Source organism: Tenacibaculum sp. UWU-22, from assembly GCF_041021355.1.
Lineage (GTDB): Bacteria > Bacteroidota > Bacteroidia > Flavobacteriales > Flavobacteriaceae > Polaribacter.
The window spans coordinates 1,117,829-1,132,668 of record NZ_JBFNGP010000001.1 but is presented as its reverse complement, the minus strand read 5'-3'; the positions used below and the strand labels follow the sequence as shown (position 1 = coordinate 1,132,668).

13 protein-coding genes are annotated in these 14,840 nt (G+C 31.8%); 9 read left to right on the top strand and 4 right to left on the bottom strand.

Features of this window, described 5'->3' with window-relative positions:
- Positions 1-56: 56 nt before the first annotated feature.
- Positions 57-1,811, top strand: coding sequence for an aspartate--tRNA ligase (gene aspS, locus AB2B44_RS05050; protein WP_369048455.1), 1,755 nt, complete (start codon positions 57-59; stop codon positions 1,809-1,811).
- A gap of 2 nt (positions 1,812-1,813) precedes the next feature.
- A complete protein-coding gene (locus AB2B44_RS05045; RefSeq protein WP_369048454.1) occupies positions 1,814-3,601 on the top strand; it encodes a chloride channel protein in 1,788 nt (595 codons plus the stop codon).
- Positions 3,602-3,644: 43 nt separating this feature from the next.
- Here AB2B44_RS05045 and AB2B44_RS05040 read toward each other — a convergent pair whose 3' ends face one another.
- Positions 3,645-4,682, bottom strand: coding sequence for a glycosyltransferase family 9 protein (locus AB2B44_RS05040; RefSeq protein WP_369048453.1), 1,038 nt, complete (start codon positions 4,680-4,682; stop codon positions 3,645-3,647).
- Positions 4,683-4,774: 92 nt separating this feature from the next.
- On the opposite strand from AB2B44_RS05040, the gene AB2B44_RS05035 reads away from it, so the two are divergent.
- The 6 genes from AB2B44_RS05035 to AB2B44_RS05010 all read left to right on the top strand — a co-directional run bounded on the left by AB2B44_RS05035 (position 4,775) and on the right by AB2B44_RS05010 (position 10,307).
- Positions 4,775-5,662, top strand: a complete 888-nt coding sequence (locus AB2B44_RS05035; RefSeq protein WP_369048452.1) for a DMT family transporter — start codon at positions 4,775-4,777, stop codon at positions 5,660-5,662.
- Positions 5,663-5,705: 43 nt separating this feature from the next.
- A complete protein-coding gene (locus AB2B44_RS05030) occupies positions 5,706-6,572 on the top strand; it encodes a YicC/YloC family endoribonuclease (RefSeq protein WP_369048451.1) in 867 nt (288 codons plus the stop codon).
- Position 6,573: 1 nt separating this feature from the next.
- Entirely contained in the window at positions 6,574-7,185 is a 612-nt protein-coding gene (gene gmk / locus AB2B44_RS05025; protein ID WP_369048450.1) for a guanylate kinase, read from the top strand.
- A gap of 33 nt (positions 7,186-7,218) precedes the next feature.
- On the top strand, positions 7,219-7,803 hold the full coding sequence (nadD, locus tag AB2B44_RS05020; protein ID WP_369048449.1) for a nicotinate (nicotinamide) nucleotide adenylyltransferase: 585 nt from the start codon (positions 7,219-7,221) through the stop codon (positions 7,801-7,803).
- 127 nt (positions 7,804-7,930) lie between these two features.
- Positions 7,931-8,806 (top strand): M23 family metallopeptidase, encoded by an 876-nt coding sequence (locus AB2B44_RS05015; RefSeq protein ID WP_369048448.1) that lies wholly within the window; start codon positions 7,931-7,933, stop codon positions 8,804-8,806.
- Positions 8,807-8,810: 4 nt separating this feature from the next.
- Entirely contained in the window at positions 8,811-10,307 is a 1,497-nt protein-coding gene (locus AB2B44_RS05010; RefSeq protein ID WP_369048447.1) for a GH3 auxin-responsive promoter family protein, read from the top strand.
- A 39-nt stretch (positions 10,308-10,346) separates the two neighbouring features.
- On the opposite strand, the gene AB2B44_RS05005 is transcribed toward AB2B44_RS05010, so the two are convergent.
- Positions 10,347-11,141, bottom strand: coding sequence for a DUF2797 domain-containing protein (locus AB2B44_RS05005; protein ID WP_369048446.1), 795 nt, complete (start codon positions 11,139-11,141; stop codon positions 10,347-10,349).
- 47 nt (positions 11,142-11,188) lie between these two features.
- On the opposite strand from AB2B44_RS05005, the gene AB2B44_RS05000 reads away from it, so the two are divergent.
- Positions 11,189-12,697 carry a GH3 auxin-responsive promoter family protein gene (locus AB2B44_RS05000; RefSeq protein ID WP_369048445.1) on the top strand — a complete coding sequence of 503 codons (1,509 nt, stop codon included), beginning with the start codon at positions 11,189-11,191 and terminating at the stop codon, positions 12,695-12,697.
- Here AB2B44_RS05000 and AB2B44_RS04995 read toward each other — a convergent pair.
- Together AB2B44_RS04995 and rlmN are read right to left on the bottom strand one after the other, a co-directional pair.
- On the bottom strand, positions 12,694-13,671 hold the full coding sequence (locus AB2B44_RS04995; RefSeq protein WP_369048444.1) for a polyprenyl synthetase family protein: 978 nt from the start codon (positions 13,669-13,671) through the stop codon (positions 12,694-12,696). The genes AB2B44_RS05000 and AB2B44_RS04995 overlap by 4 nt on opposite strands.
- A 92-nt stretch (positions 13,672-13,763) precedes the next feature.
- Positions 13,764-14,804, bottom strand: a complete 1,041-nt coding sequence (rlmN, locus tag AB2B44_RS04990) for a 23S rRNA (adenine(2503)-C(2))-methyltransferase RlmN (protein ID WP_369048443.1) — start codon at positions 14,802-14,804, stop codon at positions 13,764-13,766.
- Between the last annotated feature and the right edge of the window lie 36 nt (positions 14,805-14,840).

Here is a 14,840-nt window from a genome sequence, read left to right as displayed (position 1 = left end):
AAGTAGTATTTCAACTTTTATTGCTTAATTTTGCGCAGCTAAATTTTTTTCGATAAATGTATAGAACGCATACTTGTGGTGAACTAAGGGCATCGCACATTAACACTGAAGTAACTCTTGTAGGGTGGGTGCAAAAATCGCGCGATAAGGGGTTTATGATTTGGATAGATTTACGTGATCGTTATGGTGTTACTCAACTAATTTTTGATGAAGAGCGTACTTCTAAAGATTTAATAGAAAAAGCAAAAACCTTAGGAAGAGAATTTGTTATACAAATTGTGGGTAAAGTAATTGAGCGTCAATCTAAAAACCCAAATATTTCAACGGGTGACATTGAAGTTTTAGTAACCGAGCTAACCATATTAAACGAAGCTAAATTACCCCCATTTACTATTGAAGATCAAACGGATGGTGGTGAAGATATTCGTATGAAATATCGTTATTTAGATATTCGTCGTAACCCTGTAAAAAACAGTTTAATTTTTCGTCATAAGGTATCTATGGAGGTTCGGAAATATCTTTCTGATAAAGGATTTATTGATGTAGAAACTCCATATTTAATTAAATCTACCCCTGAAGGAGCCCGTGATTTCTTAGTGCCTTCGCGCATGAATGCGGGTCAATTTTATGCCTTACCACAATCGCCTCAAACCTTTAAACAACTTTTAATGGTAGGCGGAATGGATAAATATTTTCAAATTGTAAAATGTTTTAGAGACGAAGACTTACGTGCTGACCGCCAACCTGAATTTACACAAATAGATTGTGAAATGGCATTTGTTGAGCAAGAAGATATTTTGGCTGTTTTTGAAGGAATGACACGCCACTTATTAAAAGAAATTAACGGAGTTAGTGTAGAAAAATTTCCAAGGCTTACATATGATGAAGCTATGCAAAAATATGGAAATGATAAACCAGATATTCGTTTTGGAATGGAATTTGGCGAATTAAACCAAGTAGCACAACATAAAGACTTTAAAGTCTTTAACGATGCCGAATTGGTTGTTGGAATTGCTGTTCCAGGAGGCGCTACTTATACCCGTAAAGAAATTGACAAATTAATTGATTGGGTAAAACGCCCACAAGTAGGCGCTTTGGGTATGGTATATGTAAAATGCAATGAAGACGGCAGCTACAAATCGTCTGTAGATAAATTTTACGATCAAAATGATTTAACAAAATGGGCAGAAGCTACTAAAGCAAAAGCGGGAGATTTAATTTGTGTACTTTCTGGAAACACAAATAAAGTACGTGCGCAATTAAGTGCGTTACGCATGGAAATGGCAACACGTTTAGGCTTACGAAAACCTGACGAATTTGCCCCATTATGGGTAATTGATTTCCCTTTATTAGAGCTAGACGAAGAAACAGGGCACTATCATGCAATGCACCATCCGTTTACCTCACCAAAACCTGGACAATTAGAACTTTTAGACACCAATCCAGGAGCTGTAAAAGCCAATGCCTACGATTTAGTATTAAACGGAAACGAAATTGGAGGAGGGTCTATTAGAATTCACGACAAAGAAACTCAAGCTATTATGTTTAAGCATTTAGGTTTTACCAAAGAAGAAGCTAAAGCTCAATTTGGTTTCTTAATGGATGCTTTTGAGTATGGTGCGCCTCCACATGGTGGGTTAGCCTTTGGTCTAGACCGCTTGGTAGCTATTTTAGGCGGTCAAGAAACTATTCGTGATTTTATTGCTTTTCCAAAAAATAATTCTGGACGCGATGTAATGATTGATGCACCAGCTACTATTGATAACGAACAACTACAAGAGTTAAATATCGAATTAACTATTCAAAAATAAAAATGTCTACGTTAAAAAAAGCATTAAAAAAAATACTGATTTGGAGATACAAAAACATTTCCGAAAAACAGTTTATAACTATTTTAAGTGTTATAATCGGATTACTAGCAGGGTTAGGAGCCGTAACTTTAAAAAACCTAACACACTATATTCAACACTTATTAGAAAGTGAAATTATAAAAGATATTCATAAAGCTTTCTACTTTATTTTTCCTATTATAGGATTATTCTTTGTGTTATTAATTATTAAATACATTGTTAAAAATAAAGTTGGGCACGGAATACCTTCTACTTTATACGCTATTTCTAAACAAAAAGGAATAATGCCCCAACACCAAATGTGGGCATCAATATTAACCGCTCCATTAACCGTAGGTTTTGGGGGGTCAGTAGGGCTAGAGGGTCCAACCGTAGCTACTGGGTCGGCTTTAGGCTCGAACCTTGCACAATTATTTCGGTTAAACCAAACAACTAAAACGTTATTAATTGGTGCTGCTGCTGCTGGAGCCATGTCTTCTATTTTTAAAGCGCCTATTGCCGCTATTGTTTTTGCAGTTGAAATTTTTAGCTTAGAGCTAACCTTAGCATCTATGATTCCGCTATTATTGGCATCAATCACTGCAATTTTAACATCCTATTTCTTTTTAGGAGACGATGTATTATTACACTTTAATTTACAAGACAAATTTGTATTAAAAGACGTTCCTTTTTACATTTTATTAGGTATTTTCTCTGCACTTATTTCGGTGTATTTTAGCAAAGTTTACTTTTTTATTGGAGATGCCTTTCGAAAAACAAAATCTGTATATAAGCGATTACTTATTGGAGGGGTTTTATTAGGGATAATCGTTTATATTATTCCACCTCTTTTTGGTGAAGGGTATGAAACCATTAATAATGTTTTAAAAGGGAATGTTGCAGAGGTAGTAAATAACAATATTTTTAATGCTATATCTGACAATATTGTAATGATTATTTTATTTCTAGTCGGATTAATTTTATTTAAAATTGTAGCCACTTCATTAACCTTTGGTGCAGGAGGTATTGGAGGTGTTTTTGCCCCTACACTTTTTACAGGAAGCATAACAGGTTATGTTTTTGCAATGTTTATAAATTACACCAATTTATTTGATCATAAATTATCATTAATTAACTACGCAATGGTAGGTATGGCTGGTTTAATGGCGGGAGTTTTATTAGCCCCTCTAACGGCTATCTTTTTAATTGCAGAAATTACTGGCGGTTACGAATTATTTGTTCCTTTAATGATTGTTGCGGCCATTTCATTTATCATTACCAAAAAATATATACCTCATAATATATATGCAGCACAATTAGCAAAAAGAGGCGAATTAATTACTCACGATAAAGATAAAAATGTGCTGATATATTTAGACATTGATAAAATTATTGAAAAAGATTTTATTAGTACAAACCCTAAGAAAACCTTAGGAGAATTATTAAAAGAAAATGTAGCAAAATCAAGCAGAAATATTTATCCTGTAATTGATGATGAAAACAACTTTTTAGGAATTGTTTTGCTCGACGATATTCGTTCAATAATGTTCAATCAAGAAATGTACAATACCATTTTAGTTGAAAACCTTATGAAAACAGCTCCAGAGGTTATTTTTCATACCGATTCTACTGAAAAAATAATGGAAAAGTTTAAAGAAAGTAATGCTTGGAACTTACCTTATATAGAAGACAATAAATATGTTGGATTTATATCAAAATCAAATTTACTATCGGCTTATCGTAATAAACTTATCGAAGTATCTTCTGTTTAACAAACACACTTTTTAAGTCTTAATAAATATTGCCTTAAAAGTATTATTGTTTAAGTATCTCGTTAATTTTATCGACTACCGTATTTGGATTAATCGTTCGCATTACATCTTCATAGCCTTGGCAAGTTTTGTTTCCATATATAGAACAGGGCAAATTCGGATATTGTTTTAAATCGGGTAATAAACAATAATCAATAGGTTGATTATAAGGCGCAAACCCTGCAAACGGATGGGTGCTACCCCAAAGCGTTACAGTTTTTATTCCTTGCATAGCCGCTAAATGTGCATTGCCACTATCCATAGAAAGCATTAGGCTCAAATTACCTATCAAATTTAGTTCGTTTGTTAAACCGCCTAATTTATTTGCTGTAGAAATAACCTGATTGTATTTTTTTTCTATTGATTCTAATGTATTAGCATCGCTTTTACCTCCAAACAAAAAAATGAGATATTTTTTTTCAACTAATTGTAAAATTACCTTTTCTAACAAATCTATCGGGTATTCTTTAGAAGCAAAAGCGGCAAAAGGCGCAATACCAATCCAAGGTTGTGTTTTGTTACCTGTTACTTGTATAACTTCAGGTGTTAATTTTGGCACTTGTATGGGTTCTGCATTTGTTATATCTACAAGAAAACCTAATTTTTCAAATACCTCAACATATCGCTGATGAGTGGTTTTTAGTTGTTTAAAAACTTTATTATTTATACGTGTTAATGCTTTTTTCTCAGCACGTCCTTTATCAATATAAGCAACAGGAAATCCGTCGATTTTAAAAAAATTACGAACAATTATTGAACGTGTTACATTGTGTAAATCAGCAATATGGGTCGGCTGTAAAGCTTTTAACTCTTTATATAGTTTTCGCAACCCTAAAAGTCCTTTATGTTTTTCTTTAACTGCTGCTTCGTAAAAAGTTACATTTTTAATTCCTTCAAAAATAGGCCGTAAAAAGCCTTTAGAAACAACCGTAATTTTTACCTCAGGGTATTGCAATGTAAAAGCCCTAAGTACAGGCACAGTCATGGCTACATCACCCATTGCAGATAGCCTAAAAACAATAATATGTTGATTCTTTAACACCAAAATTAATTTGTTGTAAAAGTACTATTTTAAACAAAAAATCAAGGTATTTTATTTTTTTATACTGACATTTGGAGCAATTTATTCTTTTTATGAACCAAAGAACACTTGCCCTAATTGCCGCCTTTTGTGCTACCCTTATATACGGAGTTACCTATACCGTTGCTAAAGACGTAATGCCTACGTATATAAAACCTTTCGGGTTTATTGTAATTCGCGTAATAGGAGCAACTATTCTTTTTTGGCTTTTAGGTCTTTTTATTAACGAAAAACCTATTGACAAATCAGATTATAAAAAAATATTTGTTGCCTCTTTTTTTGGCGTAGGATTAAACATGCTTTCTTTTTTTAAGGGGTTAAGTTATACCACCCCTATCAATGCATCGGTAATGATGGTTACTTCTCCAATTCTAGTATTAATTTTTGCGAGTATTTTACTAAAAGAAAAACTTTACTTTCGAAAAATTATGGGGGTAATTATTGGATTAATTGGGGCTATAGTTTTAATTGTATACAGTAATACAGCGCAAAAAAATGCTAATAATATAATGCTTGGTAATTTTTTAATTTTTGTTAATGCCTCATCATATGCCATTTATCTAGTGTTAGTAAAAAAACTTATTGTAAAATATCACCCTATTGTGTTTGTAAAATGGCTTTATTTATTTGGTTTATGCTTTGTAATTCCTTTTGGATATAGCGAATATTTAGATATACAATGGCAAACAATTCCTTTTTCTATATATTTAAAAATAGGTTTTGTAATTTTATTTAGTTCTTGCTTAACATATCTTTTTAATCTTTTTGCACTTTCTAAACTAAAACCTACAACTGTAAGCGTATTTATGTACATGCAACCCGTTATTGCATCATTGTACGCTTTATGGGTTGGTAGCGATAGTTTAAACCTTATAAAAATATTAGCTACCTTACTGATTTTTTCAGGAGTATATCTAGTTTCTAAACAAGCACCAAATTAGGCTAAATAACTATTATCTTTGTAACTTGAACAATTTTTAAAAAATGATACAATCAATGACGGGTTACGGAAAATCCGTATTACAATTACCCTCGAAAAAAGTAACCGTAGAAATTAAAACGCTAAACAGCAAAAATTTAGATTTAAACGTTCGTATACCTCAATATTATAAAGAAAAAGAATTAACTGTTCGTAAAAACATAGCGAACCGCTTAATTAGAGGAAAGATAGACTTTTCAATCTATGTAGAAACAACATCTGATGAAACCTCTACTACAATAAATAAAGCCGTCGTAAAAGAGTATATAGCGCAATTAAAAACAATTGTAGTCACCCCACCTAAACAACATGTTGAGTTACTAAAAATGGCGATTCGTATGCCTGAAAGTTTAAAACAAGAGCTTGATGAATTAGACGAGAAAGAATGGATAGAAATTGAGAATACTATTGGCTTGGCAATTAACCAAACCATACAATACCGAACCGATGAAGCCCTTGCCCTAGAAAACGATTTTAAAACGCGAATTGCCAATATTAAAAACGCTTTAGAAGAAATTAAAGCTTTAGATAATGATCGAATACTTCATGTAAAAGCACGTTTACAAAAGGCATTAACCGATTTAAAAGTAGAAATTGACCAAAATCGTTTTGAACAAGAATTAATATACTATTTAGAAAAACTAGACATTAATGAAGAACAAGTTCGACTGGCTAATCATTTAGATTACTTTTTGCAAACATTAAGCAGCGAAAATTCGAACGGTAAAAAATTAGGGTTCATTGTACAAGAAATAGGAAGAGAAGTTAACACAACTGGTTCAAAAGCAAACTATGCTCCTATACAAAAGCTAGTAATTCAAATGAAAGATGAACTAGAAAAAATTAAAGAGCAAATTTTAAATATTTTATAAAATGGAAAAAGAATTTAACGGAAAATTATTTGTGTTTTCAGCACCTTCTGGCAGTGGTAAAACTACCATTGTACGCCATTTATTAAAACAAAAAGAGTTTAATTTAGCCTTTTCTATTTCAGCCACTTCTAGAGCACCAAGAGATTACGAAAAAAATGGAACGGATTATTACTTTATTTCTGCTAAAGAATTTAAACAAAAAATTAAAAACGATGAATTTTTAGAATGGGAAGAAGTATATCGCGATAATTTTTATGGAACCTTAAAAACCGAAGTTGAACGCATTTGGGCTCAAAAAAAACATGTTATTTTTGATATTGATGTGGTTGGCGGACTTCGAATAAAAAATAAATTTCCTGATAAAACGCTAGCTGTTTTTGTAAAACCGCCAAGTGTAGACGAGTTGAAAATTCGACTAAAAAAACGTTCTACAGAAACCGAAGACAAAATAAACATGCGTATTGCTAAAGCATCTGTAGAACTAGCTACAGCACCTCAATTTGACAAAATCATTAAAAATTACGACCTAAACACCGCTCTAAAAGAAGCAGAAAATTTAGTAGCTGATTTTTTAGAATTAAATGATAAAAAAAGAAACGAAGAAAATAAATAACCTGTAATTTATTTTTTCTCACATTTTAAAAAAATGAAAAATATCGGATTATATTTTGGCACCTTTAATCCTATTCATGTAGGGCATTTAATTATTGCCAATCACTTAGCAGAATATTCTAACTTAGACGAAATATGGTTAGTTGTAACCCCACATAATCCATTTAAGAAAAAAAAATCGTTATTAGACAACTATCAACGCTACGAGATGGCACATAGAGCTACCGAAAATTATTCTAAAATAAAGCCTTCAAATATTGAATTTACACTTCCACAACCTAATTACACCATTCATACCCTAGCTTATATTTCTGAAAAATATCCAACCTATAATTTCAGTTTGATTATGGGAGAAGACAATTTAAAAAATTTACACAAATGGAAAAATTATGAGGTTATTTTAGAAAATCATAATGTGTATGTATATCCGCGAATTTCTAAAGATAAAGTGCCTGACGAATTTGAAAATCACCCTAAAATACATCGTATAAACGCCCCTATTATAGAAATTTCTTCTACCCAAATTCGAAACGGAATTAAAAACGGAAAAAATATACAGCCTTTACTATCTGATGCTGTTTGGAAATACTTAGACGAAATGAATTTTTATAAAAAATAAACCCTCGTTTTTATTTGATTATAAGCATCTAAAAAACAAAAAATCTTAATGTTTCGTTATAAATTTATCTAAGAAAGAAATAATTGTTATGATATTAGTACTTTTACGCATTGTTTAATTGAACTCTGTGGCAAAAGAATCTAAAAAAAAAGGTAAATTACGTCAAAAATTAGTTGACAAATACCGGTTGGTGGTATTAAACGAAAACACATTTGAAGAACGTTTTTCATTAAAATTATCTCGATTAAACGTGTTTGTTATCGGAAGCATTTTTTCAATTTTGCTTATTGCCTTTACTATTTTACTAATTGCTTTTTCACCTTTACGAGAGTATATCCCAGGATATTCATCTACACAACTAAAGATAAAAGCAACGAAACTCGTTTACCAAGCCGACTCTTTAAAAAACAAACTAGCCGTATTAGAAAATTATATAACGGCCTTAAAACCTGTATTTACAGGTAAAATAGAAAATACCGATTCTGTTATTCTAGACTCTTTAAGAGAAAAAGCTATAAAAGAAGTTATTGACCCTAATAAGTTAAATGCCACAAAAGAAGATTCTCTTTTTAGAGAAAAAATAGAAAGTAAAAATCGTTTTGCCTTATATGATGGAAATAAAAATAAAGCTAAAATTGTCTTTTTTGCGCCCGTTACAGGTAGCATTAGCCAACAATTTAATTCGAACAACAAACATTTTGCAATCGATATTGTAGCTAAAGTAGATTCGCCTGTTAAAGCAGTAGCTGACGGAACCGTAATTTTAGCCGAATGGACAGCCGAAACAGGTTATGTAATTGCTATTCAACATCCTAACCAATATATATCGGTTTACAAGCATAACGGAACCTTATTAAAACAACAGGGCGACTTTGTAAAGTCAGGTGAGGTAATCGCAAGTGTAGGTGACACAGGAGAGCTAACTACTGGCCCACATTTACATTTCGAATTATGGAATAATGGCTATCCAGTAAATCCCATTAATTATATAGATTTTGAGTAATAAAATGAGTATTAAATCAACACTAGCCATTCCATTTGCTAAAATTATTCAAAAGCAAGTATACAAATGGGCAAATGCCCCTCACAAAACGCAACAACGTGTTTTTAAAAAATTAATTGCTACCGCAAAAAATACCGCTTTTGGTAACGATCACCGTTTTAAAAAAATAAAAACATACCAAGATTTTAAACAACGTGTTCCTATTCGTGATTACGAACAAATAAAACCTTATATAAACCGTGTTGTCGCTGGAGAAAAAAATGTTTTATGGAGGGGTAAACCTATTTATTTTGCCAAAACTTCAGGCACAACCTCTGGAGCAAAATATATTCCTATTACTAAAGAATCTATGCCTTATCATATTTCGGCCGCCCGAAATGCATTGTTACTTTATATTGCTGAAACAAATAAAGCCGATTTTATAAACGGTAAAATGATTTTTTTACAAGGAAGCCCCATTTTAAAAGAACAAAACGGAATAAAAATAGGTAGACTTAGCGGAATTGCAGCGCATTATGTACCAAATTACTTATTAAAAAATCGCTTACCCAGTTGGGAAACAAACTGTATAGAAGACTGGGACACTAAAGTAGATAAAATTGTAGAAGAAACCGTTAACGAAGATTTAACGGTTATTAGCGGCATACCCTCTTGGGTACAAATGTATTTTGAAAAATTAATTGCAAAAACAAATAAAACCGTATCCGAAATTTTCCCAAACTTTAATCTTTTTGTTTATGGCGGTGTAAATTTTAAACCGTACAAAAATAAATTTGATGCTTTAATCGGAAAAAAAATAGATTATTTAGAATTATATCCCGCTTCGGAAGGATTTATTGCATATCAAGACTCGCAAAAAGAAAAAGGAATGCTTTTGCTACTTAATTCAGGCATATTTTACGAGTTTATTCCTGCAAATGAATTTTTTAATGAAAATCCAACTCGAATTTGTTTAGAAGAAGTACAATTAGGCATTAATTATGTTATTATTTTAAACACCAATGCAGGTCTTTGGGGTTATAATATTGGCGACACCGTAGAGTTTACCTCACTAAAACCTTACCGAATAAAAGTTACAGGACGCATAAAACACTTTATTTCTGCATTTGGCGAGCATGTTATTGGTAAAGAAGTAGAAAAAGCATTAAACGATGCTATTATGGGCACCAATATTCGTGTTAGCGAATTTACGGTTGCACCGCAAGTAAACCCAACTCAAGGTTTACCCTATCATGAATGGTTTATCGAATTTGAAAACCAACCTGATAACATAGAAGAACTAGCCGCTAAAATAGATGCTTCTATGCAACAACAAAATGTATATTATTTTGATTTAATTGAAGGAAAAATTCTTCAACCAATAATTATTAGAAAAATTAAAAAAGGAGGGTTTCATGCCTACATGAAGTCGATTGGTAAATTTGGCGGACAAAACAAAATTCCGCAATTAGCCGACAATCGTAAAATTGCCGACGAATTACAAAGCTTTATAATAGAATAAAATTTTAGCTAATAAAAACACCTTCATTTTACTATTTTACTAAACAATAGTAATGCAAACTACCAACCCTTCATTGGCTCTAACATTAAAAACGGTTTCGTCTTCAAAAATCAAATATTGCCCCTTTATACCCACCAATTTTCCTTTATAGGTAGGCGTTTTAACTAGATTTAAACTCTTGGGTTTACTCGGATATTTTTCTACAGGAAAGTTTAATTGAGTTTCTTTATTATTTTCAATAAAATATTCTTCAACTTCCTTCGGAATGAAAGAGTGTAACCGTTGTTTCCATTCTATTAAATCCTCGTCTTTGTTATCGTTTTGCAACATTTTACGCCAATTTGTTTTGTCAGAGACATGCTCTTTCAAAGCAACTTCGGTAATTCCTGCCAAATACCGATTGGGTACTTCTACCATTTCAATAGCTTCGTGCGCACCTTGATCTATCCAACGAGTAGGAATTTGACTTTTTCTAGTAACCCCTACTTTTACACTACCCGAATTTGCAAGATATATAATATGTGGTTGTAACTGCACCTGTTTTTCATAAGCTAAATCGCGATCTTCTATATTTAAATGCGCTTTACTTAACTCTGGGCGCATAACCCAATCACCTGCCGAGGGCGTTTCAAAAAAACACGATTTACAAAAGCCTTGGCGGTATATTTTTTTTTCTAAATGACAATTTAAACACTCGTAGGTAACAAATGAAAAAGTTAAGGTTTTATTTAAAAGCTGATTTAAGTTTAAAAAATCAATATTCATGTCTAAATAATACTGAATCGTATCTAAATTTTCTGTCGACATTTTTTTTAAAACTCCTTTATAGTTCATCTAAAAGATTTTATTATTTTTAGCTCTTAACAAACTTAGTAAATTCTATGGCTTTTCCGTTTATAAATTCGATTATTTCTTGGTTTTTAAAGAAACGAAAGCATCAAATAGAATTATTTTTAAAATATCCTATTGATGTTCAGCAAGAAGTATTGTCAAAATTAATATTTACCGCTAAAAACACAGAGTTTGGTCAAACCCATGGGTTTACCTCTATTACTAATTATTCAGAATTTGCAAAGAACGTTCCTATTCAAAAATATGAAAGTATAGAACCTTTAATAGAACGGTGCAGAAAAGGAGAACAAAATTTATTTTGGCCCACTAAAATTAAATGGTTTGCAAAATCTAGCGGCACTACTAATGCAAAAAGTAAGTTTATACCCGTAAGTGATGAAGCTATTGAAAACTGTCACTTTAAGGCAGGGAAAGACATGTTGTGCTTGTATATAAATAATAACGAAAATGCGAAGCTGTTTACTGGTAAAGGCTTACGATTAGGAGGAAGCTCAGACATGTATCAAGATAACAACACGTATTTTGGCGATTTATCTGCAATTATTATAGAAAACATGCCTTTTTGGGCCGATTATAGTTCGGCTCCTAAACAACAAACCGCTTTAATGAGCGAATGGCAAACTAAACTAGAGGCAATTGTAGATGAAACCATTAACGAAAACATTACCAGCTTAGTAGGGGTGCCTAGTTGGATGTTGGTACTACTACATCGTGTTTTAGAAAAAACAGGGAAAAATAATATTTTAGAGGTTTGGCCTAATCTTGAGGTTTATTTTCATGGGGGCGTAAATTTTAATCCATATAGAGAAGAATACAAGCGATTAATCCCTAAAAAAGAATTTAAATATTACGAAACTTATAATGCGTCAGAAGGTTTTTTTGCGATTCAAGACTCTAATAATTCTGATGAATTACTGCTAATGTTAGACTATGGAATTTTTTACGAATTTATCCCTATGAAACATTACGATGAAGAAAACTCAATTGCTATTCCGCTTTCTGAAGTAAAACTTGATGTAAATTATGCTATTGTTATTACAACTAACGGTGGTTTATGGCGTTATTTAATAGGCGATACGGTTAAATTTACCTCTCTTGAGCCATATAGAATAAAAATTACTGGTAGAACTAAACATTTTATTAATGTTTTTGGCGAAGAATTAATTATCGAAAATGCAGAAGAAGCCTTAAAAAAAGCATGCAAAAAAACCAATGCTACTATTACCGATTATACGGTAGGCCCTATTTTTATGAATGAAACTAAAAAAGGGGGACATGAATGGATTATTGAGTTTAAAAAAGCCCCAGAAAACATGACGCTTTTTACAGAAATGTTAGATGACGTCTTAAAATCTATAAACTCTGATTACGAAGCAAAAAGGTATGAAAACATGACACTCTTAATGCCTAAAATACATAAAGCTCGAAAAGGATTGTTTTACGATTGGTTAGACAAAAATGGAAAGTTAGGCGGGCAACACAAAGTGCCAAGACTATCAAATAAAAGAGATTTTATAGAAGAGTTATTAGAACTTTAAATTTTTCTTTCTACAACATAATCAATCATTTGTAATAAAGAATCTTTATAAACAGAATCAGTATAATTTTCAAGAATTGCTAGAGCTTTGTTTTTATAATCATGCATTTTTTCTGTAGCATAAACTAAGCCTCCTTGTTTTTGTACAAAAGCAATAATCTCTTTAATTCGTTTTTTATCTTTATTGTATTTTTTTACCGAATTAATTAACCATGCTTTTTCTTTATTACTACAGGTTTGTAAAGTGTATATTAAAGGAAGAGTCATTTTTTGTTCTTTAATATCAATACCTGTTGGTTTTCCAATCTTGTCTTCGGTATAATCAAATAAATCATCTTTAATTTGAAAAGCAATACCAATGTATTCTCCAAATTTTCGCATCTGTTGAATTGTTTCTTGACTGGCTCCTACAGAAGCCGCTCCAATACCACAACAAGCAGCAATTAACGTAGCTGTTTTTTGGCGAATAATATCAAAATAAACATCTTCGGTTATATCTAACTTCCGTGCTTTTTCTATCTGTAATAATTCACCTTCACTCATTTCTCGTACAGCTATCGAAATAAGCTTTAACAAATCAAAATCTTCATTATCTATCGATAATAATAAGCCTTTAGAAAGTAAAAAATCACCTACTAAAACAGCTATTTTGTTTTTCCAAAGTGCATTGATTGAAAAAAAGCCTCGTCTGCGATTACTGTCGTCAACCACATCATCATGTACCAAGGTTGCTGTATGGATTAACTCTACTATTGAAGCTCCTCGGTAAGTACGCTCATCAAACCCGCCATTAGACACCATTTTTGCCACCAAAAAAACAAACATTGGGCGCATTTGCTTGCCTTTTCTACGAACAATATAATAGGTAATTCTATTCAACAACGGAACTTTTGATAACATCGCATCTTTGAACTTCGTTTCAAAGAGTTCCATTTCTTTAGTAATTGGCTTCTTTATTTGTTCTACGGGTTTCATTTGAATATCAAAAGTAGAAAATATATTTGGATTGATATCTATTTAAAAAAAATCGAGTTTTATAAAAAATATACGTTATTAATAACGCTACACTAACTTTTATTAGCTAACTGTCCGCAAGCGGCATCAATATCTTTTCCGCGAGAACGACGTACCTTTACCGTAATACCATTGGCTTCTAAACTAGAAATATATTTGTTTATTGCTGATGTGTTGGCTTGTTTAAAATTACCATCATCAATCGAATTATATTCAATTAAATTTACCTTACAAGGTACATGCTTACAAAATTTTACTAGCGCATCAATATCTTTTTTCTGATCATTAACCCCCTCCCATACCACATATTCGTACGTAATTTTACTTTTAGTTTTAGCATACCAATAGGCTAAAGCTTCACGTAAATTATCTAAGGTAAAAGTAGCATTAAAAGGCATTATAGAGGTGCGAACTTCGTCTATAGCACTATGAAGCGAAACTGCCAAATTAAATGCTACTTGATCGTCTGCCATTTTTTTTATCATTTTAGGAACCCCCGAAGTAGATAACGTTATTCTTTTTGAAGACATTCCTAAACCTTCTGGCGAAGTAATTTTTTCTATCGCTTTAAGCACATTGTTATAATTCATTAGGGGTTCTCCCATCCCCATAAAAACAATATTGGTTAGTTTTCGATTGTGGTATAATTGACTTTGTTTATTAATAGCTACAACTTGGTCGTAAATTTCGTCTGGATTTAAATTACGCATGCGTTTTAAACGAGCTGTAGCACAAAATTTACAGTCTAAACTACATCCTACCTGACTAGAAACACATGCTGTAGTTCGTTTTTCAGTGGGAATTAGTACTGATTCTACAATTAAACCATCGTGTAATTTAATAGCGTTTTTTATAGTGCCATCATTACTTTTTTGCATACTATCTACCTCTACATGGTTAATAACAAAATTATTAGCCAACATTTCTCGGGTTTCTTTAGATAGATTGGTCATCTCATCAAAAGTATGTACCGACTTATTCCAAAGCCATTCGTAAACTTGAGTTCCTCTAAAGGCTTTATCTCCACTAGAAACAAAAAAATGCTGTAATTGTTCTTTTGTTAAAGCGCGTATGTCTTTTTTATCTAGTTTCATCTTGTTTACAACAATTAACAATATACTTTTATGCGT

What these genes read in the sequence shown, in the direction of transcription:
- AB2B44_RS05030 (WP_369048451.1), top strand. Translation starts at nt 5,706, where the DNA reads ATGATACAATCAATGACGGGTTACGGAAAATCCGTATTACAATTACCC.
- AB2B44_RS05045 (WP_369048454.1), top strand. Translation starts at nt 1,814, where the DNA reads ATGTCTACGTTAAAAAAAGCATTAAAAAAAATACTGATTTGGAGATAC.
- AB2B44_RS04995 (WP_369048444.1), bottom strand. Translation starts at nt 13,671, where the DNA reads ATGAAACCCGTAGAACAAATAAAGAAGCCAATTACTAAAGAAATGGAA.
- AB2B44_RS05000 (WP_369048445.1), top strand. Translation starts at nt 11,189, where the DNA reads ATGGCTTTTCCGTTTATAAATTCGATTATTTCTTGGTTTTTAAAGAAA.
- gmk (WP_369048450.1), top strand. Translation starts at nt 6,574, where the DNA reads ATGGAAAAAGAATTTAACGGAAAATTATTTGTGTTTTCAGCACCTTCT.
- AB2B44_RS05035 (WP_369048452.1), top strand. Translation starts at nt 4,775, where the DNA reads ATGAACCAAAGAACACTTGCCCTAATTGCCGCCTTTTGTGCTACCCTT.
- AB2B44_RS05005 (WP_369048446.1), bottom strand. Translation starts at nt 11,141, where the DNA reads ATGAACTATAAAGGAGTTTTAAAAAAAATGTCGACAGAAAATTTAGAT.
- nadD (WP_369048449.1), top strand. Translation starts at nt 7,219, where the DNA reads ATGAAAAATATCGGATTATATTTTGGCACCTTTAATCCTATTCATGTA.
- aspS (WP_369048455.1), top strand. Translation starts at nt 57, where the DNA reads ATGTATAGAACGCATACTTGTGGTGAACTAAGGGCATCGCACATTAAC.
- rlmN (WP_369048443.1), bottom strand. Translation starts at nt 14,804, where the DNA reads ATGAAACTAGATAAAAAAGACATACGCGCTTTAACAAAAGAACAATTA.
- AB2B44_RS05010 (WP_369048447.1), top strand. Translation starts at nt 8,811, where the DNA reads ATGAGTATTAAATCAACACTAGCCATTCCATTTGCTAAAATTATTCAA.